The organism is Sinorhizobium fredii NGR234, assembly GCF_000018545.1.
Lineage (GTDB): Bacteria > Pseudomonadota > Alphaproteobacteria > Rhizobiales > Rhizobiaceae > Sinorhizobium > Sinorhizobium fredii_A.
This window is the reverse complement of the sequence record NC_012587.1, coordinates 1,147,241-1,165,374: the sequence shown is the minus strand read 5'-3', so window position 1 is coordinate 1,165,374 and position 18,134 is coordinate 1,147,241. Positions and strand designations below refer to the sequence as shown.

Sequence of the window (18,134 nt, the reverse complement as noted above, 5' to 3'; positions counted from 1 at the left end):
GGCCCTGCCCGCGTTCACCAAGAATCGCGCGCACGGGCCGGAAACGCGAACCCCGCTCATCTCACGATCGGCGGACCGTTTTCCTGCGTTCTGAAGAACGCCATTCCGGAACACTCACATTATGGACATTTCGCGCGCCGAACAGCGCATCCTTCATCATTTGGCCCAGGGCGGCCGCATCGAAATCAAGCGGGAAGGCAAGACGATCGCCGAGATCCGCTGCTTCACACGCGACGGCTGGGTCTATCCCGGCGTCGATCTCGAGCTCTTTCGCAAACTGAAACGCAAGAGGGCGATCAGGTCGTCGAGTGGAAGGCCCTATCGCATCACCGAACGCGGGCTCTACTTGGTCCGTTCCGAACTCGACAACCGGTGACCCTCGGCCACGTAACCATCCGGTTACAACCGGAAATGATATCATCTCCGGTTTGGCTTCTTCCATCGCACCTATAACTCTTTGGAGAGGCCGATGAATTCCATGTCGCGGTCGAGCTTCTGCGAATAGGCGGTCGACAGCCACTTCACCCGGTAGCCGGCGCTTTGGAAGAAGGCGACAGCGGCGGTGTTCTGCGCGTGCGTCTTTGCGCTCGCGACGTCGAAGCCCTCTGCCGCCATGCGTTGCTCCATATCGGCCAGCAGCGCCCGGCCAAGACCCATGCCCTGCGCCGCGGGATCGATCCAGAGATCGGAGATCGTGCCGTCGAGGTCCTCGCGGGCGGCCCAGCCGCAGACCTGGTTTTCCTCCTCGATCAGGAGAACGGAAAGCCAGTGCTCCGTCAGGAAATCGACGAAGGCGCTCTCCGCCGCATCTCGCATTCGCGCGGCATCCGCGAGCCCTGCAATCGCCTTCGCCCAGGCCCGCAGCCCGATCGCCGCAAGAAGACCGATCTCGTTCTGGCGAGCGTGGCGAATGACGACCATGAAGCGGAGCCCCTTTCCGCTTTCATTACATCATTGTTGACGCCGATTGACTATCGCCGAAGCCAAGCAGTGGCCGGTTACCACCACTTGGACGGGGCGAAGCGGCCGGCGGCCTGTTCGATGACGTGGGCCGTCTTGAACAGCGTCTCTTCGTCGAAAGGCTTGCCGATCAACTGCAGGCCGAGCGGCAGGCCCTTGTGATCGAGCCCGCCCGGCACGGCGATCCCCGGAAGCCCGGCCATGTTGACGGTCACGGTGAAGATGTCGTTCAGGTACATCTTCACCGGATCGGATGCGAGATCCTCGTCCGCAATGCCGAAGGCCGAAGACGGCGTGGCAGGGGTCAGGATCGCGTCGACGCCGGCCTGGAAAGCAAGCTCGAAGTCGCGCTTGATCAGGCTGCGAACCTTCTGGGCACGCAGGTAATAGGCGTCGTAGTAACCGGCCGAAAGCACATAGGTGCCGATCATGATGCGGCGCTTGACCTCGCGGCCGAAGCCGGCGGCGCGCGTCTTCTCATACATGTCGACGATGTCCTTGCCGTCGACACGCAGGCCGTAGCGCACCCCGTCGTAGCGCGCGAGGTTGGACGACGCTTCGGCCGGCGCGACGATGTAATAGGCGGGCAGCGCGTACTTCGTGTGCGGCAGCGTGATGTCGACGATTTCGGCACCGGCTTCCTTCAGCCAGGCGATGCCCTGCTGCCAGAGCGCCTCGATCTCCTCCGGCATGCCGTCGACGCGGTATTCCTTCGGAATGCCGATCTTCATGCCCTTGATCGACTGGCCGATCGATGCCTCGTAGTCCGGAACCGGAAGGTCGACGGAGGTCGTGTCCTTGAGGTCGACGCTTGCCATCGACTTCAGCAGGATCGCCGCATCGCGCACGTCGCGGGCGATCGGGCCGGCCTGGTCGAGCGAGGAGGCAAAGGCGACGACACCCCAGCGCGAGCAGCGACCGTAGGTCGGCTTGATGCCGACGGTGCCGGTGAAGGCGGCCGGCTGACGGATCGAGCCGCCGGTGTCGGTCGCCGTCGCGCCGGCGCAGAGATAAGCCGCGACTGCCGCGGCCGAACCGCCGGACGAGCCACCGGGCACGAGATCCATGTTCGATCCCTTGGCGCGCCACGGGTTCTTGACCGGACCGTAGTAGGAGGTCTCGTTGGACGAGCCCATGGCGAACTCGTCCATGTTGAGCTTGCCGAGCATGACGGCGCCGTCGTTCCAGAGGTTTTGGGTGACGGTCGATTCGTAGCGCGGCCTGAAGCCGTCGAGGATGTGGCTGCAGGCCTGGGTGTGGACGCCTTCGGTGCCGAAAAGGTCCTTGATGCCGAGCGGGATGCCTTCCAGCGCGCCAGCCTTGCCGGCGGCGATACGGGCGTCGGAGGCCTTGGCCATCGCCCGCGCCTTTTCCGGCGTGACGGTGACATAGGCGTTAATGGTCTCATTGGCTGCCTCGATCGCCCCGATATAGGCGTCGGTCAATTCGACCGCGGTGATTTCCTTGGCGGAAAGCTTGGCGCGGGCTTCGGCGATCGTGAGGCGGGTCAGGTCGGTCATGGTGCAATCGAACTTTCGAAATCTGGACGCGGGCGGCGGAAGCGGCTTACTCGACGACCTTGGGAACGAGGAAGAAATCACGATCCGAATTCGGCGCATTGGCGACGATATCGGCGGCCTTGTCGCCATCCGCGACGATATCGTCCCGCTTCTTCATCTCCATCGGCATCACCGAGGTCATCGGCTCGACACCATCGACGTTCACTTCGGAAAGCTGCTCGACAAAGCCGAGGATGCCGTTGAGTTCGCCGGTCATCCGTTCGGCTTCCTCGTCGCTGACGGCGATCCGGGCAAGGCGGGCGACACGCTTCACGGTGGCTAGGTCTACGGACATGATCGTCTCCGGTCTCTCAGGATTTCCCCCGCTATAAAGACGACTTGCACAACGTGCAACTCGCGAATAACGCCAACCCGCTTCTGTATCAGATGGGGGCTCTTCCTCAAGACGTGACGACGCCGCCGACCTCGGGTGTGGCGACCAGCGTCGAGGCGCCGTCCATGGCGGCGACGAAGGTCTCCGGCGTCCGGTCGATGATGGGGAAGGATCCATAGTGGCAGGGTATGGCGGTGTCGAACTTGAAATAACGCTGGCAGGCGAGCGCCGCCACCGCTCCGCCCATCGTGAAGCGGTCACCGATCGGCACGATGCCGATATCCGGCTGGTGCAGTTCCTGGATAAGCGCCATGTCGGAGAAAATGTCGGTGTCGCCCATGTGGTAGAGCGTCGGCTCGTCGTCGAAATGCAGGACGAGGCCATTGGCGTTGCCGAGGCAATGCGAGACCCCGTCCTCGGTAATCTGCGCCGAGGAATGCAAGGCATTGACGAAGGTGGCCGAGAAGGCGCCGAGCCGGATCGTGCCCCCGGTATTGCCGGGCTCCATCTTGGAGATGCCATGCCGTCCGAGCCACATGCACAGATCGAAGTTGGCGACGACGGTCGCGTCGGTTTCTTTGGCGATCGCCACCGTGTCGCCGACGTGGTCGCCATGGCCATGCGTCAGGAGGATATGCGTCAGCCCGGCGGTGGCGGCCTGCCGCTCGCTGTCGTCGAAGGCTGGATTGCCGGTGAAGAACGGATCGACCAGGATCTTCGCCTTGGCGGTTTCGATGTGAAAGGCGGAATGGCCCAGCCATTTGATCTTCATGACGTTCTCCCTAAAACCACGGCGCCCGGCCGGGGCCGGAGCAGAAAGGTGATCGATTTATCTGTCGGGCAAGCATATGGATCAGACCAGCGAACTGGAAAGATCGAATCGGCTCATCCTATGGCAATTATCACCATCGAAGAACTCGCCGCGCGGCTGCCGCCGCATCAGGCGATCGCGGGCTTGGACCTCGGCACCAAGACGATCGGCATTTCGGTATCCGATCTCGGACGGCGCTTCGCAACGCCGCGCGACGTCCTTCGGCGCGTCAAGTTCGGCATCGATGCGCAAGCGCTGCTCGATGTGGCCGCAAAGGAACGGATCGGAGCCTTCGTCATCGGCCTGCCCGTCAACATGGACGGGACGGAAGGGCCGCGCTGCCAGGCGACGCGGGCCTTCGTGCGCAATATGGGCGAGAAGACGGATATCCCCTTCGTGCTTTGGGACGAGCGGCTTTCGACGGTCGCGGCCGAGCGGGTGTTGATCGAGATGGATGTTTCGCGCAGGAAACGCGCCGAGCGCATCGACTCGGCCGCCGCCTCCTTCATTCTTCAGGGAGCGCTCGACAGATTGGCGTTGCTTGGCAGGGGCGACGCGCCCGCCGGCTGAGAGGTCGCGCCGCCGAAGCGCGCGCCGAACCAGGAGGCGATCTGCCGGTGTCTGCGGAGCGCTACGAGCCCGAAAAGGACGATCGTATCGACGACCATCGCCCGCGCAACAAGCGGTGGGATGCTTTCCGGCGGGATACCGAGGACGTGGCCGTAGACGCGGAACACCAGGTCGTGCGCCTCGCGCGTCAACATGAAGATGCCGAAGCTCATGTCGTAATAGGAGAGTGAATACCAGCCGGTCAGCAGGATGACCGGCCCGCCCCAGAAGATCATCAGCCACTTCATGCGCCTCTCCTCTCGGCCCGGCCGCACAGCAGCGGATAGATGGCCCGCTCCGCGAGAACGAAGGCGAAGAGGCCGACGGCGAGCGTTGCTATGTCGAGCGCCAGTGCGGCGAAAAACATCATCATGACGATCATCAAGCCAGTTCTCACCGAACCGCTCCGTTCCGAACTTCATTGAACTGGCGTCAGTATCTGTGCCATCGCCGCCCCAGCGCAACGTAAACCATTCATTAAGGTTAATATTCACAAGTCAAGCGGGGTTGCGGCCCGCAGCCTCACAGTTCTAAAAGCTTGGCGTGCGTGCGAGCCGATCCTCGCCCTGCACCAGCCCTAGCACTTCCGTCTGCATGAGCCGCGATGACCGCCATTTTCGAAAGCATCCTTCCCGTCTTCCTGCTCGTCTTGCTCGGCGTCTGGCTTCGCCGTTCCCGGCTCGTCGACCAGGGGCTTTGGGTCGGGCTCGAGCAGTTCGGCTACTATTTTCTCTTTCCCGCACTTCTCTTTTCGACCTTGGCGAAGGCGGATTTCACCGGAATGGAGGCCGATGCGACGGCCGGCGCGGCAATCGGCAGCGTCACGCTGATGTCGATCGCCCTCCTCCTGACCTGGCCCCTCCTGCGCGGCAAGGGCATTTCCGGCGCCACCTTCACCTCGATCTTCCAGACCGCGACGCGCTGGAACGCCTTCATCGCCCTTGCCGTGGCTGAAAAACTCTATGGTGCGATCGGCCTCAGCCTGACGGCGCTGGTGATGACGCTGATCATCATCCCGATCAATTTCTACAATGTCGGCGTGCTCGTCTGGTTCGGCGGTGGCGGCCGCGGGGTCGGCTTCTTCTTCCTGAAGATCATAACCAATCCGCTGATCCTCGCTTCGGCCGCCGGGATACTGTTCAACCTCACCGGCATCGAGCTCTACGAGCCGGTGATGACCGCGATCGACATGCTGGCAACGGCCTCGCTCAGCCTCGGCCTCGTATTGGTCGGCGCCGGGCTAAGAATTGCCGATGCCTTGAAGCCCACGGGCGCCGCTGTCCTCGCGGTCGCCCTGAAGCTCATCGTCATGCCGATCTTCATGGTCAGCGCCAGCGCACTGCTCGGCATCACCGGCGATGCCCTGCTCGTCATCGCGCTCGGCGCCGCCGTGCCGACGGCGATGAACGGTTATCTTCTTGCCAAGCAGATGGGGGGAGATGCGGAACTCTACGCCGCCGTCGCCACGGTGCAGACGGCCGTGTCGTTCTTCACGATACCGCTCGTTCTTTCCGTCACCCGCTACGTGGCCGCCGGATAAAGCAGGTCGAGCACATAGGCGGAATCGAAGCGCGAATCGAGCATGCCGTAGGTCGCGCGCCAGCCGGCGGCCAATCGCGACTCCAGGAAGGCGTCGGCGATGCGCCCGGCGCCCAACCGATAGAGCTCGGCCGCCGCCGCCGCCAGCGCAAGCTGTTCGACCAGCAGGCGCGCGGCGCCCTCGTCACGCTCGCAGAGCGACATGGCGGCCCGCAGCACATCGATGGTCTTCGGTCCAGCAGGCCCGAGATCGCGGCTGAAGACGCCGAACAACTGCTCGAAGAGTTCCTTGCGACGTCCGAGCACCCGGAGCACGTCGAGCGCCATGACATTGCCGGAGCCTTCCCAGATCGCGTTGACCGGCGCTTCGCGATAATGCCGGGCAAGCGCCCGCTCTTCCACGTAACCGTTGCCGCCGAGGCACTCCATCGCCTCGTAGATCAAGGCAGGGGCGATCTTGCAGCACCAGTATTTCGCCACGGGCGTCATGATGCGGGCGTAAGCCGCATCATCGGCACTGCCATGGGCATTGTCGAAAGCTTCGGCGAGGCGGAACGACAGCGCACTTGCCGCGGCGACGTCGAGTGCCATGTCGGCGAGCACACGCGTCATCATCGGCTGGCTGACGAGCGACTTGCCGAAGACGTTGCGGCCGCGGGTGTGGTGCACGGCCTCGGCGAGCGAGGCGCGCATCATGCCGGCCGAAGCGAGCGCGCAGTCGAGTCTCGTCAGCGTCACCATATCGAGGATGGTGCGAATGCCTGCATCCGGCGTTCCGAGCAGGAAGCCGAAGGTGTCCGAGAACTCGACCTCCGACGACGCATTGGAGCGATTGCCGAGCTTGTCCTTGAGACGCTGGAAACGCAGCCCGTTGGCGCCACCGTCCTCAAGCAGCCGCGGGACGAGGAAGCAGCCGAGCCCCTCGCGGGTCTGCGCCAGCATGACGAAGGCGTCGCTCATCGGCGCCGACATGAACCACTTGTGGCCGTTCAGGCGATAGATCCCCTCGCCGACCCGTTCGGCGGTCGAGGTGTTGGCGCGCACATCCGTACCGCCCTGCTTCTCCGTCATGCCCATGCCGATCGTCACCGCGGACTTCTGCATCCAGGGCCGGTTCGTCGAGTCATATTTGCGCGACAGGATCTTCGGCGCCCATTCCTTCTGGACGGCCGGCGATGCAGTGATCGCAGCAACGGAAGCGCTGGTCATCGTCAGCGGGCAGAGATGGCCACACTCAAGCTGCGCCGTCAGATAGAAGCGGATCGCCCTCGCCTTGTGCGACCGGCCGCGCTCGTCCGGCAGGTTCTCCCAGGCGGACGAATGCAATCCGGTCGTCATCGACCGACGCATCAGCGCATGCCAGGCCGGATGGAACTCGACGACGTCGAGGCGCTCGCCGCGCGGGCCGTGCGTCTTCAGCTTCGGCACACCCTCATTGGCCATGCGCGCCAGTTCCTGGGCCTCCGGCGAGGTCACGTAGCGGCCGAGCGCGTCGAACTCGTCGCGCAACGGCTTCGGCATGGCCGAGGTGATGTCGACCATCAAGGGGTCGGAGCGATAGGCATTGATACCGGACCAGGGCTTCGGCTGGTTCAGTTCGGCGAGTTTCTGTTCGGTCCGGTTCATCTGATTCATAGGCCGGTTCTAGCGCAAGTTTCGCGGGTACGAAACAGGTCCGCGGCAAGAACCGCGGCCTCTGCAAGTTTTCTTCGGAAGGCCCGGCGCGCGGCTTGTCGCGCCACTTGCCGTGCCGGGGACCACGTTCTATAGAGCGAGCCGAATTCCAGCATGCAAGGGCGGCTCATGATCACTTTCCCGCATCGCCACCTGCTCGGCATCAAGGGGCTGACGGAGCAGGACATCACGCTCCTGCTCGATCGCGCCGACGAAGCGGTCAAAATCTCCCGGCAGAGGGAGAAGAAGACCTCTTCACTGCGCGGGCTGACGCAGATCAACCTCTTCTTCGAAGCCTCGACCCGCACGCAATCGTCCTTCGAACTGGCCGGCAAGCGGCTTGGCGCCGACGTCATGAACATGTCGGTCGGCAACTCCTCGGTGAAGAAGGGCGAGACGCTGATCGACACGGCGATGACGCTGAATGCGATGCATCCGGACGTGCTCGTCGTGCGCCACTCCTCGGCCGGCGCCGCAGCACTGCTCGCGCAGAAGGTCTCCTGCTCGGTCGTCAACGCCGGCGACGGCCAGCACGAGCATCCGACGCAGGCGCTTCTCGACGCGCTGACGATCCGCCGCGCCAAGGGCAAGCTGTCGCGGATCATCGTGGCGATCTGCGGCGACGTCCTGCATTCCCGCGTCGCCCGCTCCAACATCCTGCTGCTCAACCAGATGGGCGCCCGTGTCCGCGTCGTCGCACCGGCGACCTTGCTTCCCGCCGGCATAGAACAGATGGGCGCAGAGGTCTATCGATCCATGGCGGAGGGCCTGAAGGATGCGGACGTGGTGATGATGCTGCGGCTCCAGCGCGAGCGCATGGCCGGCTCCTTCGTGCCGTCGGTGCGCGAATACTTCCACTATTACGGGCTCGACGCGGAAACGCTGAAGGCGGCCAAGGACGATGCGCTCGTCATGCATCCGGGCCCCATGAACCGCGGCGTCGAGATCGCGTCCGAGGTCGCCGACGGACCGCAAAGCGTCATCGAACAGCAGGTCGAGATGGGTGTCGCGGTGCGCATGGCCGTCATGGAAACACTTCTTCTCTCGCAGGACCAGGGGCCGCGCCCATGACCAGACCGCTCGTCCTTCAGAACCTGCGCATCGTCGATCCCTCGCGGAACCTCGACGAGACCGGCACGATCGTCGTCGGAAACGACGGACGCATCCTTGCAGCCGGAAAGGACGCCATGAACCAGGGCGTCCCGGCGGGTGCCTTCGTCAAGGATTGCGCCGGTCTTACCGCGGTGCCGGGGCTCGTCGATGCCCGCGTCTTCGTCGGCGAACCGGGCAGCGAATATCGCGAGACGATCGAGTCGGCCTCGCGGGCCGCCGCGACCGGCGGCGTCACCTCCTTTATCGCCATGCCGGACACCAATCCGGTGATCGACGAGATCGCCCTCGTCGAATTCGTGCAGAAGACCGCCCGCGACAAGGCGCTCGTCAACGTCCATCCGGCGGCGGCGCTGACCAAGGGGCTGCTCGGGGCGGAGATGAGCGAACTCGGGCTTCTCCGGGATGCGGGGGCTGTCTGCTTCACCAACGGCCGGCAGCCGGTCCACGACTCTCTCGTGCTTCGCCGCGCGATGACCTATGCGCGCGAGTTCGATGCCGTCGTTGCGCTGGAGACCCGCGACAAATATCTCGGCGCCAACGGCGTCATGAACGAAGGGCTGCTGGCAAGCTGGCTCGGGCTTCCCGGAATTCCGCGCGAGGCCGAGATCATTCCGCTCGAGCGCGATCTTCGCATCGCCGCCCTGACGAAGGCTGCCTATCACGCCGCCGAAGTCTCCTTGCCCGAATCGGCAGATGCCGTGCAGGCAGCCCGGGAGCGCGGCGCGAACGTGACCTGCGGCATCTCGATCAACCATTTGACGCTGAATGAGAACGACATCGGCGAATACCGGACCTTCTTCAAGCTGTCGCCGCCGCTGCGCGGCGAAGACGACCGGGTCGCAATGGTCGAGGCACTTGCCACGGGCAAGATCGACATCATCGTCTCCTCGCATGACCCCCAGGGCGCCGACACCAAACGCCTGCCCTTCGCCGACGCGGCAGACGGCGCGATCGGCTTGGAAACCCTGGCGGCGGCCGCCCTTCGGCTCTACCACAGCGGCCAGGTGCCGCTGATGCGGCTGATCGATGCGCTCTCGACGCGTCCAGCCGCGATCTTCGGTCTGGATGCCGGCACGCTGAAGCCCGGCGCCAAGGCGGACATTACCGTCCTCGATCTGGACGAACCTTGGATCCTCTACGAAAAGGAGCTGGTTTCCCGCTCCAAGAACACGCCATTCGAAAATGCGCGCTTTACCGGCCGGGTCGTCCAAACCTATGTTGGCGGCAAGCTCGTCCATTCATCATGAGCAGACGCATTTAGGCGGGGGAGGAACCGGTGGATCTGTTTTCCTGGCAGTTGGGGCTGCCTGCAACACTTCTGTGCCTTGCCTTCGGCTATCTGCTCGGCTCCATCCCGTTCGGCCTGATCCTCACCCGCATGGCGGGGCTCGGCGACGTGCGCAAGATCGGCTCCGGCAATATCGGCGCGACGAACGTGCTGAGAACCGGCAACAAGAAGCTCGCGGCCGCCACGCTGCTGCTCGACGCGCTGAAGGGCACGGCAGCGGCCGCAATCGCCTCACTCTGGGGCGTTGAAGCCGGCATCGCCGCTGGTCTCGCCGCCTTTCTCGGGCATCTCTTCCCCGTCTGGCTCTCCTTCAAGGGCGGCAAGGGCGTCGCCACCTATATCGGCGTCCTGCTCGGCCTGGCGCCGCTGATGGTGCCCGCTTTCGCAGCGATCTGGCTCGCCGCGGCGAAGATCACCCGCTACTCCTCACTGTCGGCACTCATCGCTACCGCCGTCATGCCGATCGCACTCTATGCAACCGGATACGGGAAGGTCGCCCTGCTCTTCGCCCTGATGACGGTGATCACCTGGATCAAGCACCGCGCCAATATCCAGCGGCTCTTGAGCGGCACGGAAAGCCGGATCGGAGAAAAGGGATAATGCCGATCGGCGGGGCTCGACGTAACGGAACCGCGCTGACGGAACGGCAGAGGATCGCCTGGCTGCGGTTGATCCGCAGCGACAATGTCGGTCCTGCGACCTTTCGGGATCTCGTCAACCACTTCGGCTCTGCGGAGGCGGCGCTCGAGGCACTGCCGGAACTGTCGCGCCGCGGCGGCGCGGGTGGACAGTTTCGCGTCGCCTCGGTGGCGGCTGCGGAGCGCGAGTTCGAGGCCGCGCACCGGTTCGGCGCAGTGTTCGTCGGAATCGGCGAAACCGACTACCCGCCGGCGCTGAAAGAGATCGACGGCGCCCCACCGCTCCTTGCGATGAAGGGCAACCTCCAGGCGGCAAGCCGCCCCTCGCTCGGCATCGTCGGCTCGCGCAATGCCTCGGCCAGCGGTGCGAAATTCGCCGCGATGATCGCGCGCGATGCCGGTGCCGCCGGCTACGCCATCACCTCCGGCCTCGCGCGCGGCATCGACACCGCTGCGCATCGAGCCAGCCTCGGAACCGGCACGATCGCCGCTCTCGCGGGCGGCCTCGACCGACCCTACCCGCCGGAGAATATCGGACTCCTGCAGGAGATCACCGCAGGCGAAGGATTGGCGATCAGTGAAATGCCGTTCGGCTGGGAGCCGCGCGCCCGCGACTTTCCGCGAAGGAACCGCCTGGTCGCCGGCATCAGTCTCGGCGTCGCCATTGTCGAGGCGGCCAGCCGTTCGGGATCGCTCATCACCGCCCGCTACGCGGCCGATTTCGGCCGGCTCGTCTTCGCCGTACCGGGCTCGCCGCTCGATCCGCGCTGTCACGGAACGAACGATCTCCTGAAACAAGGCGCGATCGTCACCACTTCCACGGCCGATGTGCTCGAGGGATTGGCCCCTCTAAGCCGTGACGATCTCTTCTCGCGCCTGAATGCCCGGGAACCGGCGGTCGAACCCGCGCCCTCAGGGCCGCCGGCAACGGCGACGCTCGGCGAAGGCGGCCGCGCGCTTGTCGTCGAAGCGCTCGGCCCGACCCCGGTCGAGATCGACGATATCATTCGCCACACCGGACTTGCCGCCTCCGAGGTCCACCTTGTACTGCTCGAACTCGATCTCGCCGGCCAGCTCTGCCGTCACGGGGCGAATCTCGTATCCCTCGCTCCTCCGCAATAGGGGCGGAAACGCAGATGTACGCCGCCTCGCGACACGCGCAGAAATCGAAAAACGAACCACCACGAGTTGCGGTAAATCGAATATTGCGATTTGGTTGCGATCGGTCGGGATGTCGCTATTTTCGTGAAACCCCTTGACCGCGCCCGAATCCCTGTCCATTTCGTGGCCACAACAAAGGCCGCGCAACGCCTGCGCCTTGCCAGAAGAGATTGTCTCAGAGAATGACGATGAATGTTGTAGTGGTGGAATCGCCTTCCAAGGCCAAGACGATCAACAAGTATCTGGGCCCCGGCTACAAGGTGCTTGCTTCGTTCGGCCATGTGCGGGATCTGCCGGCCAAGGACGGATCGGTTCGCCCGGACGAAGACTTCGAAATGTCGTGGGAAGTCGACGGCGCCTCCGCCAAGCGGATGAAGGACATTGCCGACGCCGTGAAGTCGTCGGACGGACTGATCCTGGCAACCGACCCGGACCGGGAAGGTGAAGCGATCTCCTGGCATGTGCTCGACCTCCTCAAGAAAAAGAAGGTCATCGGCGACAAGCCGGTCAAGCGCGTCGTCTTCAATGCGATCACCAAGAAGGCCGTGCTCGATGCGATGGCCGATCCGCGCGACATCGACATTTCGCTCGTCGACGCCTATCTCGCCCGCCGCGCGCTCGACTACCTCGTCGGCTTCAACCTTTCGCCGGTTCTGTGGCGCAAGCTGCCTGGCGCCCGTTCGGCCGGTCGCGTCCAATCGGTGGCGCTGCGGCTCGTCTGCGATCGCGAGGCCGAGATCGAACGCTTCGTCACGGAAGAATACTGGAATATCTCGGCGCTCCTGAAGACACCGCGCGGCGACGAGTTCGAAGCGCGGCTCGTCTCGGCCGACGGCAAGCGGCTGCAGCCGAAAGCGGTTGGCAACGGCGAGGAGGCCAATCGGCTGAAGGCCCTGCTCGACGGCGCGAGCTATGTGGTCGAAAGCGTCGAGGCGAAGCCCGTCAAGCGAAACCCGGGTCCGCCCTTCACAACCTCGACGCTGCAGCAGGCCGCCTCCTCCAAGCTCGGTTTCTCGGCGTCGCGCACCATGCAGGTGGCACAGAAGCTCTACGAGGGCGTCGATGTCGGCGGCGAGACCGTCGGTCTGATCACTTATATGCGTACGGACGGCGTACAGATGGCGCCGGAAGCGATCGATGCGGCGCGCCGGGCGATCGGCAGCCAGTTCGGCACCCGCTACCTGCCGGAAAAGCCGCGCTTCTATTCGACCAAGGCGAAGAACGCCCAGGAAGCCCACGAAGCGATCCGCCCGACGGACTTCAACCGCACCCCCGATGAGGTGCGCCGCTTCCTCGACGGCGACATGCTGAAGCTCTACGACCTGATCTGGAAGCGCGGCATCGCCAGCCAGATGGCATCGGCCGAGATCGAGCGGACGACGGCGGAGATCGCCGCCGACAACGGCGGCAAGAAGGCCGGCCTGCGCGCCACCGGCTCCGTCATCCGCTTCGACGGCTTCATCGCCGCCTATACCGACATGAAGGAAGACGGCGAGCAGGCGGACGACGGCGATGAGAGCGGCCGGCTGCCCGAGATCAATGCGCGCGAAAATCTCGCCAAGCAGAAGATCAACGCCACCCAGCACTTCACCGAGCCGCCGCCGCGCTATTCGGAAGCGACGCTGATCAAGAAGATGGAAGAGCTCGGCATCGGGCGCCCCTCGACCTATGCCGCGACGATCAGCACGCTCGTCGACCGCGACTATGTGGAGATCGACAAGCGCAAGTTGATGCCGCAGGCCAAGGGCCGGCTGGTGACGGCGTTCCTCGAGAGCTTCTTCACCCGCTATGTCGAATACGATTTCACCGCATCTCTCGAGGAAAAGCTCGACCAGATCTCGGCCGGCGAGCTCAATTGGAAGGACGTCCTGCGCGAGTTCTGGAAGGATTTCTTCTCGCAGATCGAGGACACCAAGGAACTGCGCGTCACCAATGTGCTCGATGCGCTCAACGAGGAGCTTGCACCGCTCGTCTTCCCGAAACGCGAGGACGGCGGCGACCCGCGCACCTGCCAGGTCTGCGGCACCGGCAAGCTCTCGCTGAAGCTGGGCAAATACGGCGCCTTCGTCGGCTGCTCGAACTATCCGGAATGCAACTACACGCGCCAGCTGTCGTCCGACAGCAACGGCGATGCGGAAGCGGCCGTGTCGAACGAGCCGCAGAGCCTCGGCAAGGATCCGCACACCGGCGAGGAAATCACCCTGCGCAGCGGTCGCTTCGGTCCCTATGTCCAGCGGGGCGACGGCAAGGACGCCAAGCGCGCGAGCCTGCCGAAGGGCTGGACGCCGGCGACGATCGACCACGAGAAGGCGCTCGCTCTTCTCTCGCTGCCGCGCGACATCGGCAAGCACCCGGAAACCGGCAAGATGATCTCGACCGGGATTGGCCGCTACGGACCGTTCGTGCTGCATGACGGCACCTATGCCAATCTGGAATCGGTGGAGGACGTCTTTTCGATCGGCCTCAATCGCGCCGTTTCGGCTCTTGCCGACAAGCAGTCGAAGGGTGCAGGCGGCGGGCGCACCGCGGCTGCCGCCCTCAAGGAACTCGGGGAACATCCCGACGGCGGCGTGATGACTGTGCGCGACGGGCGCTTCGGCCCCTATGTCAACTGGGGCAAGGTGAACGCCACCCTGCCGAAGGGCAAGGATCCGCAGTCCGTGACCGTCGAAGAGGCGCTGGCACTGATCGCCGAACGTGCGGCGAAAGGTGGCGTGTCGAAGGGCAAGGCGGGCAATGGCAAGGCGGCCAGGGGCAGATCCTCGACCGCGGCAACCAAGAGCACGGCGGCGAAAGCCGAGAAGCCCAAGGCGGCCGCAAAGGCGAAGAGCAAGACGGCCGCGAAGGCCAAGAAGGGCTGACGTTGAGTAGAATTCCGCGCGATCCGACCGAACGGCGCACAAAAAGTGCCGGCAAGAAGCAGTTGCGCGCAGCCCAGGCGGCGCCCGCAGTCAAGGACGCGATCATCCACGGCGCCGTTCCGCCGCGCGACGTGCTCATGCGCTTCATCGCCGAGAATCCGCAGCAGGCCTCGAAGCGGGAGATCGCCAAGGCGTTCGGCCTGAAGGGCGAGGCGCGCGTCGAACTCAAGGCGCTGCTCCGCTCGCTGGAGGAGGACGGGCTGGTCGAGAAGAAGCGCAAGTCGCTCGTTCGCCCCGGTGCCCTGCCGCCCGTCACCGTGCTCGACATCACCATCCGCGATATCGACGGCGAATTGATCGGCCGCCCGGCCGAATGGCTCGACGACGACGGCGTCGCACCGGCGGTCCTGATCCGCCAGTCGGCGGCCGGCAAGGCGAAGGGCAAGGCGCCGGTCGGCGGTCTCGGCGACCGGGTGCTCGCCAAGATCTTCCCGGCCAAGGAGCGGGGCGGCCCCGCCTATACGGCGCGCATCATCAAGATCCTCGACAAGCGCAAGGATGCCGTGCTCGGCGTGTTCCGCGCGACTCCGGGCGGCGGCGGTCGACTGATGCCGATCGACAAGCGCGGCGAGGAAGTCCTCGTCGACGCGGAATTCACGGGCGACGCCAAGGACGGCGACCTCGTCGAAGTGCATCTCGCCCGGCTCGGCCGTTACGGCCTGCCGCGCGCCCAGGTGCAGACCGTCATCGGCTCCGTCGCCTCCGAAAAGGCGATCTCGATGATAGCCATCCATGCGCATGGCATTCCGCATGTCTTCCCAGAGCGCGTACTGCAGGAGGCCGATGCGGCAGAGGCCGCCACGATGGCGCACCGCGAGGACTGGCGCTCGCTGCCGCTCGTCACCATCGACCCGGCCGACGCCAAGGACCACGACGACGCCGTTCACGCCGAACCGGATCCCTCCCCCGACAATCCCGGCGGCGTTATCGTCACCGTCGCGATCGCCGACGTCTCCTGGTATATCCGGGCGAAATCGGCTCTCGATCTCGAAGCGTTGAAACGCGGCAATTCTGTCTATTTCCCCGATCGTGTCGTGCCGATGCTGCCCGAGCGCATCTCCAACGATCTCTGCTCGCTGAAGGAAGGTGTCGACCGGCCTGCGCTGGCGGTGCGGATGCGTTTCTCGAAGGAGGGCCGCAAGGCGGGACATACGTTCCACCGCATCATGATGCGCAGCGCCGCCAAGCTTTCCTATCAACAGGCCCAGGCCGCCATCGACGGGTCGCCGGACGACAAGACCGGGCCGATCCTGGAACCGATCCTGAAGCCGCTGTGGGAGGGCTACCGCATCCTCAGCCGCGGGCGGGAGCGGCGCCAGCCACTCGAACTCGACATGCCCGAGCGCAAGATCATCCTGAAGCCGGACGGAACCGTCGACCGGGTCTTCGTGCCGGAACGCCTCGATGCCCACAAGCTCATCGAGGAAATGATGATCCAGGCCAACGTCGCGGCGGCGGAGACCTTGGAGCAGAAACGCCAGGCATTGATCTACCGCGTCCACGATCAGCCGTCGCTTGCCAAGCAGGAAAGCCTGCGCGAGTTCCTGGCAACGCTCGACATCTCGCTCGCCAAGGGCGGCGCCATGCGTGCCAACCACTTCAACGGCGTTCTCGCCCGGGCCGACGGCAAGCCCTTTGAGACGATGGTCAACGAGATGGTGCTCCGGTCGCAAAGCCAGGCGATCTACAGTCCGGAAAACATCGGCCATTTCGGCCTCAACCTGGTGCGCTATGCCCACTTCACCTCGCCGATCCGGCGCTATGCGGACCTCGTGGTGCACCGGGCGCTGGTGAGTTCGCTCGGCCTTGGCGAGGGCGGCTTGACGCCGCAGGAAGAGGGCGTGCTCGACGATATCGCCGCGGAAATCTCCACCTTCGAGCGGCGCGCAATGGCCGCCGAACGCGATACGGTCGACCGGCTGATCGCTCATCACTTGAGCGGACGCGTCGGCGAGGAGTTCGACGGGCGCGTCTCGGGCGTGATCAAGGCGGGACTTTTTGTCACCCTCCCCGCCTATGGCGCCGACGGCTTCATCCCTATATCCACGCTCGGACGCGACTACTTCATCTATGATGAGGCGCATCAGGCCCTGTCCGGCGAAAAAACCGGACTTGGCTATCGTCTTGGCGATCCGGTCCGCGTCAAGCTTGCCGAGGCCGTGCCGCTCGCCGGTGCACTTCGCTTCGAGATGCTGAGCGAAGGGCGAAAGATGCCGACGGCAATGCGCTCCTTCCACAAGGCTGGCCGCCGCGATCGGGTGAACGCGGGCAAACGGCCGGGAACGCGGCCGCCGCGCGGCAGGCGGTGACGCCGACGACCGCTACGGTCCCGTTCAACAAGGATTGGACATGAAAGCAATGGCAACCGACAAGCTGCAGCTGGGTGGGGAGCAGCGGGAGGAGCGGCCCGTCGGGCGTGCGATGAAGCGCGGCTTTCTGGGCAAATGTCCCGCCTGCGGCCAAGGCCGACTGTTTCGAGGCTTCGTCAAATCGGTGGATGCCTGCGCCGCCTGCGGCGAACGGATGGACCATCATCGCGCCGACGACTTTCCACCCTATATCGTCGTGACGATCGTCGGTCATCTGGTGCTCGGCGGATACATGATGACGGATCTGGTCCTGCCGCTCTCCACCTGGCAGCACCTGGCGGTCTGGGCGCCGGTGACGCTCGTCAGCGCACTCGCCCTGATGCAGCCGGTCAAAGGCGCGGTCATCGGGCTGCAATGGGCTTTGAAAATGCACGGCTTCGGCGGGCACGAAGACCGGCCGGAAGACATCCTCCCACCGCGGGATCCATCGGCATGAGGCCGGATCGCGGCAGCGGCGGCCCCGCTCAATCGCAGGCCGGGGCACCCAGGCATCCGCCGCTCAGGCCGCGTGACGCGGCGTCGATCATGCTGCTCGACCGCTCCGGCAAGCGCGTGCGCGTGTTGATGGGAAAGCGTCACAGCGCCCATGCCTTCATGCCGGACCTCTATGTCTTTCCGGGCGGCCGCCGCGACCCGACGGACCATCGGCTGGGATTTTCCGGCGATCTCAATCCGACGGTGCTGCGTGCCCTGACAACAAGCGAGGGGCGCCCGATCACCGACGGAAGAGCCCGGGCGCTGGCGCTCGCGGCAGCGCGAGAACTCTTCGAAGAAGCAGGTGTCCGTCTCGGCCGGCAACTCAATCCGTCAGGCGCTCCCCTTCCCTTTCTTCCCGATCTCACAAACTTGCGCTATATGGCGCGTGCCATCACGCCGCCGGGACAATCAAGGCGGTTCGACACGCGCTTCTTTGCGGTCTTCGCAGATGAGGCCGAGATCGATCCGTCTGAGGTCCTGGATAGCCGGGAGCTTCAGGATTTGCAGTGGATCGATGTCGACGACTTCTCGTCTCTCCAGGTTCCGGAGATCACCGCAATCATCCTTGCGGATCTGAGAAGCGGGCTCGAATCGGATGCCTCGCTCCCCGCTGAACGGTCGGTGCCGTTCTATTTCACGCGCCGCGGGCGCTTTCTTCGCACGCTTCTCTAGGGATCCTGT

Annotated in this window: 18 protein-coding genes; 11 read left to right on the top strand and 7 right to left on the bottom strand. The window is 64.7% G+C overall.

Annotated features, from left to right (window positions below):
- Positions 1–121 precede the first annotated feature (121 nt).
- The gene (locus NGR_RS16780; RefSeq protein WP_012707667.1) at positions 122–376 is read left to right on the top strand and encodes a YjhX family toxin; all 255 of its coding nucleotides are present in this window, start codon (positions 122–124) and stop codon (positions 374–376) included.
- A gap of 71 nt (positions 377–447) precedes the next feature.
- On the opposite strand, the gene NGR_RS16775 is transcribed toward NGR_RS16780, so the two are convergent.
- The 4 genes from NGR_RS16775 to NGR_RS16760 form a co-directional block, all read right to left on the bottom strand.
- Positions 448–921 (bottom strand): GNAT family N-acetyltransferase, encoded by a 474-nt coding sequence (locus NGR_RS16775; protein ID WP_012707666.1) that lies wholly within the window; start codon positions 919–921, stop codon positions 448–450.
- A gap of 77 nt (positions 922–998) precedes the next feature.
- Positions 999–2,480 (bottom strand): Asp-tRNA(Asn)/Glu-tRNA(Gln) amidotransferase subunit GatA, encoded by a 1,482-nt coding sequence (gene gatA, locus NGR_RS16770; protein ID WP_012707665.1) that lies wholly within the window; start codon positions 2,478–2,480, stop codon positions 999–1,001.
- A 46-nt stretch (positions 2,481–2,526) separates the two neighbouring features.
- Positions 2,527–2,814, bottom strand: coding sequence for an Asp-tRNA(Asn)/Glu-tRNA(Gln) amidotransferase subunit GatC (gatC, locus tag NGR_RS16765; RefSeq protein ID WP_012707664.1), 288 nt, complete (start codon positions 2,812–2,814; stop codon positions 2,527–2,529).
- A 106-nt stretch (positions 2,815–2,920) separates the two neighbouring features.
- Positions 2,921–3,625: a metal-dependent hydrolase gene (locus tag NGR_RS16760; RefSeq protein WP_012707663.1), complete on the bottom strand. Its 705-nt coding sequence runs from the start codon at positions 3,623–3,625 to the stop codon at positions 2,921–2,923.
- A gap of 120 nt (positions 3,626–3,745) precedes the next feature.
- Between NGR_RS16760 and ruvX the strand changes: the two genes are divergently transcribed.
- Positions 3,746–4,234, top strand: a complete 489-nt coding sequence (gene ruvX / locus NGR_RS16755) for a Holliday junction resolvase RuvX (protein WP_164924266.1) — start codon at positions 3,746–3,748, stop codon at positions 4,232–4,234.
- Here ruvX and NGR_RS16750 read toward each other — a convergent pair.
- Together NGR_RS16750 and NGR_RS16745 are read right to left on the bottom strand one after the other, a co-directional pair.
- Entirely contained in the window at positions 4,177–4,521 is a 345-nt protein-coding gene (locus tag NGR_RS16750) for a DUF6105 family protein (RefSeq protein WP_164924265.1), read from the bottom strand. The two genes, ruvX and NGR_RS16750, sit on opposite strands and share 58 nt — an antisense overlap.
- Complete coding sequence (locus NGR_RS16745) at positions 4,518–4,670, bottom strand: hypothetical protein (RefSeq protein ID WP_164924132.1); 153 nt, start codon at positions 4,668–4,670, stop codon at positions 4,518–4,520. The genes NGR_RS16750 and NGR_RS16745 overlap by 4 nt, the downstream gene beginning before the upstream one ends.
- Positions 4,671–4,877: 207 nt before the next feature.
- On the opposite strand from NGR_RS16745, the gene NGR_RS16740 reads away from it, so the two are divergent.
- Positions 4,878–5,813, top strand: coding sequence for an AEC family transporter (locus tag NGR_RS16740; RefSeq protein ID WP_012707661.1), 936 nt, complete (start codon positions 4,878–4,880; stop codon positions 5,811–5,813).
- Here NGR_RS16740 and NGR_RS16735 read toward each other — a convergent pair.
- Positions 5,795–7,447, bottom strand: a complete 1,653-nt coding sequence (locus NGR_RS16735) for an acyl-CoA dehydrogenase family protein (protein WP_012707660.1) — start codon at positions 7,445–7,447, stop codon at positions 5,795–5,797. The two genes, NGR_RS16740 and NGR_RS16735, sit on opposite strands and share 19 nt — an antisense overlap.
- 168 nt (positions 7,448–7,615) lie before the next feature.
- Here NGR_RS16735 and NGR_RS16730 point away from each other — a divergent pair, with 168 nt between their 5' ends.
- The 8 genes from NGR_RS16730 to NGR_RS16695 all read left to right on the top strand — a co-directional run bounded on the left by NGR_RS16730 (position 7,616) and on the right by NGR_RS16695 (position 18,125).
- Positions 7,616–8,557: an aspartate carbamoyltransferase catalytic subunit gene (locus NGR_RS16730; protein WP_012707659.1), complete on the top strand. Its 942-nt coding sequence runs from the start codon at positions 7,616–7,618 to the stop codon at positions 8,555–8,557.
- Positions 8,554–9,846, top strand: coding sequence for a dihydroorotase (locus NGR_RS16725; protein WP_012707658.1), 1,293 nt, complete (start codon positions 8,554–8,556; stop codon positions 9,844–9,846). The genes NGR_RS16730 and NGR_RS16725 overlap by 4 nt, the downstream gene beginning before the upstream one ends.
- A gap of 29 nt (positions 9,847–9,875) precedes the next feature.
- A complete protein-coding gene (gene plsY, locus NGR_RS16720; protein ID WP_012707657.1) occupies positions 9,876–10,487 on the top strand; it encodes a glycerol-3-phosphate 1-O-acyltransferase PlsY in 612 nt (203 codons plus the stop codon).
- Positions 10,487–11,647, top strand: coding sequence for a DNA-processing protein DprA (gene dprA, locus NGR_RS16715; protein ID WP_012707656.1), 1,161 nt, complete (start codon positions 10,487–10,489; stop codon positions 11,645–11,647). Before plsY ends, dprA begins: the two co-directional genes overlap by 1 nt.
- Before the next feature lie 227 nt (positions 11,648–11,874).
- Complete coding sequence (gene topA, locus NGR_RS16710; protein WP_012707655.1) at positions 11,875–14,547, top strand: type I DNA topoisomerase; 2,673 nt, start codon at positions 11,875–11,877, stop codon at positions 14,545–14,547.
- A gap of 2 nt (positions 14,548–14,549) precedes the next feature.
- Positions 14,550–16,916: a ribonuclease R gene (gene rnr / locus NGR_RS16705; protein ID WP_012707654.1), complete on the top strand. Its 2,367-nt coding sequence runs from the start codon at positions 14,550–14,552 to the stop codon at positions 16,914–16,916.
- Between the two features lie 40 nt (positions 16,917–16,956).
- Positions 16,957–17,412, top strand: coding sequence for a DUF983 domain-containing protein (locus NGR_RS16700; protein WP_012707653.1), 456 nt, complete (start codon positions 16,957–16,959; stop codon positions 17,410–17,412).
- Positions 17,409–18,125 (top strand): NUDIX hydrolase, encoded by a 717-nt coding sequence (locus NGR_RS16695; RefSeq protein ID WP_164924264.1) that lies wholly within the window; start codon positions 17,409–17,411, stop codon positions 18,123–18,125. The genes NGR_RS16700 and NGR_RS16695 overlap by 4 nt, the downstream gene beginning before the upstream one ends.
- Positions 18,126–18,134 lie beyond the last annotated feature (9 nt).

Bases quoted from the DNA above. Each gene is read 5' to 3' on its own strand.
- NGR_RS16780 (WP_012707667.1), top strand. From the start codon at position 122: ATGGACATTTCGCGCGCCGAACAGCGCATCCTTCATCATTTGGCCCAG.
- NGR_RS16775 (WP_012707666.1), bottom strand. From the start codon at position 921: ATGGTCGTCATTCGCCACGCTCGCCAGAACGAGATCGGTCTTCTTGCG.
- gatA (WP_012707665.1), bottom strand. From the start codon at position 2,480: ATGACCGACCTGACCCGCCTCACGATCGCCGAAGCCCGCGCCAAGCTT.
- gatC (WP_012707664.1), bottom strand. From the start codon at position 2,814: ATGTCCGTAGACCTAGCCACCGTGAAGCGTGTCGCCCGCCTTGCCCGG.
- NGR_RS16760 (WP_012707663.1), bottom strand. From the start codon at position 3,625: ATGAAGATCAAATGGCTGGGCCATTCCGCCTTTCACATCGAAACCGCC.
- ruvX (WP_164924266.1), top strand. From the start codon at position 3,746: ATGGCAATTATCACCATCGAAGAACTCGCCGCGCGGCTGCCGCCGCAT.
- NGR_RS16750 (WP_164924265.1), bottom strand. From the start codon at position 4,521: ATGAAGTGGCTGATGATCTTCTGGGGCGGGCCGGTCATCCTGCTGACC.
- NGR_RS16740 (WP_012707661.1), top strand. From the start codon at position 4,878: ATGACCGCCATTTTCGAAAGCATCCTTCCCGTCTTCCTGCTCGTCTTG.
- NGR_RS16735 (WP_012707660.1), bottom strand. From the start codon at position 7,447: ATGAATCAGATGAACCGGACCGAACAGAAACTCGCCGAACTGAACCAG.
- NGR_RS16730 (WP_012707659.1), top strand. From the start codon at position 7,616: ATGATCACTTTCCCGCATCGCCACCTGCTCGGCATCAAGGGGCTGACG.
- NGR_RS16725 (WP_012707658.1), top strand. From the start codon at position 8,554: ATGACCAGACCGCTCGTCCTTCAGAACCTGCGCATCGTCGATCCCTCG.
- dprA (WP_012707656.1), top strand. From the start codon at position 10,487: ATGCCGATCGGCGGGGCTCGACGTAACGGAACCGCGCTGACGGAACGG.
- topA (WP_012707655.1), top strand. From the start codon at position 11,875: ATGAATGTTGTAGTGGTGGAATCGCCTTCCAAGGCCAAGACGATCAAC.
- NGR_RS16700 (WP_012707653.1), top strand. From the start codon at position 16,957: ATGAAAGCAATGGCAACCGACAAGCTGCAGCTGGGTGGGGAGCAGCGG.
- NGR_RS16695 (WP_164924264.1), top strand. From the start codon at position 17,409: ATGAGGCCGGATCGCGGCAGCGGCGGCCCCGCTCAATCGCAGGCCGGG.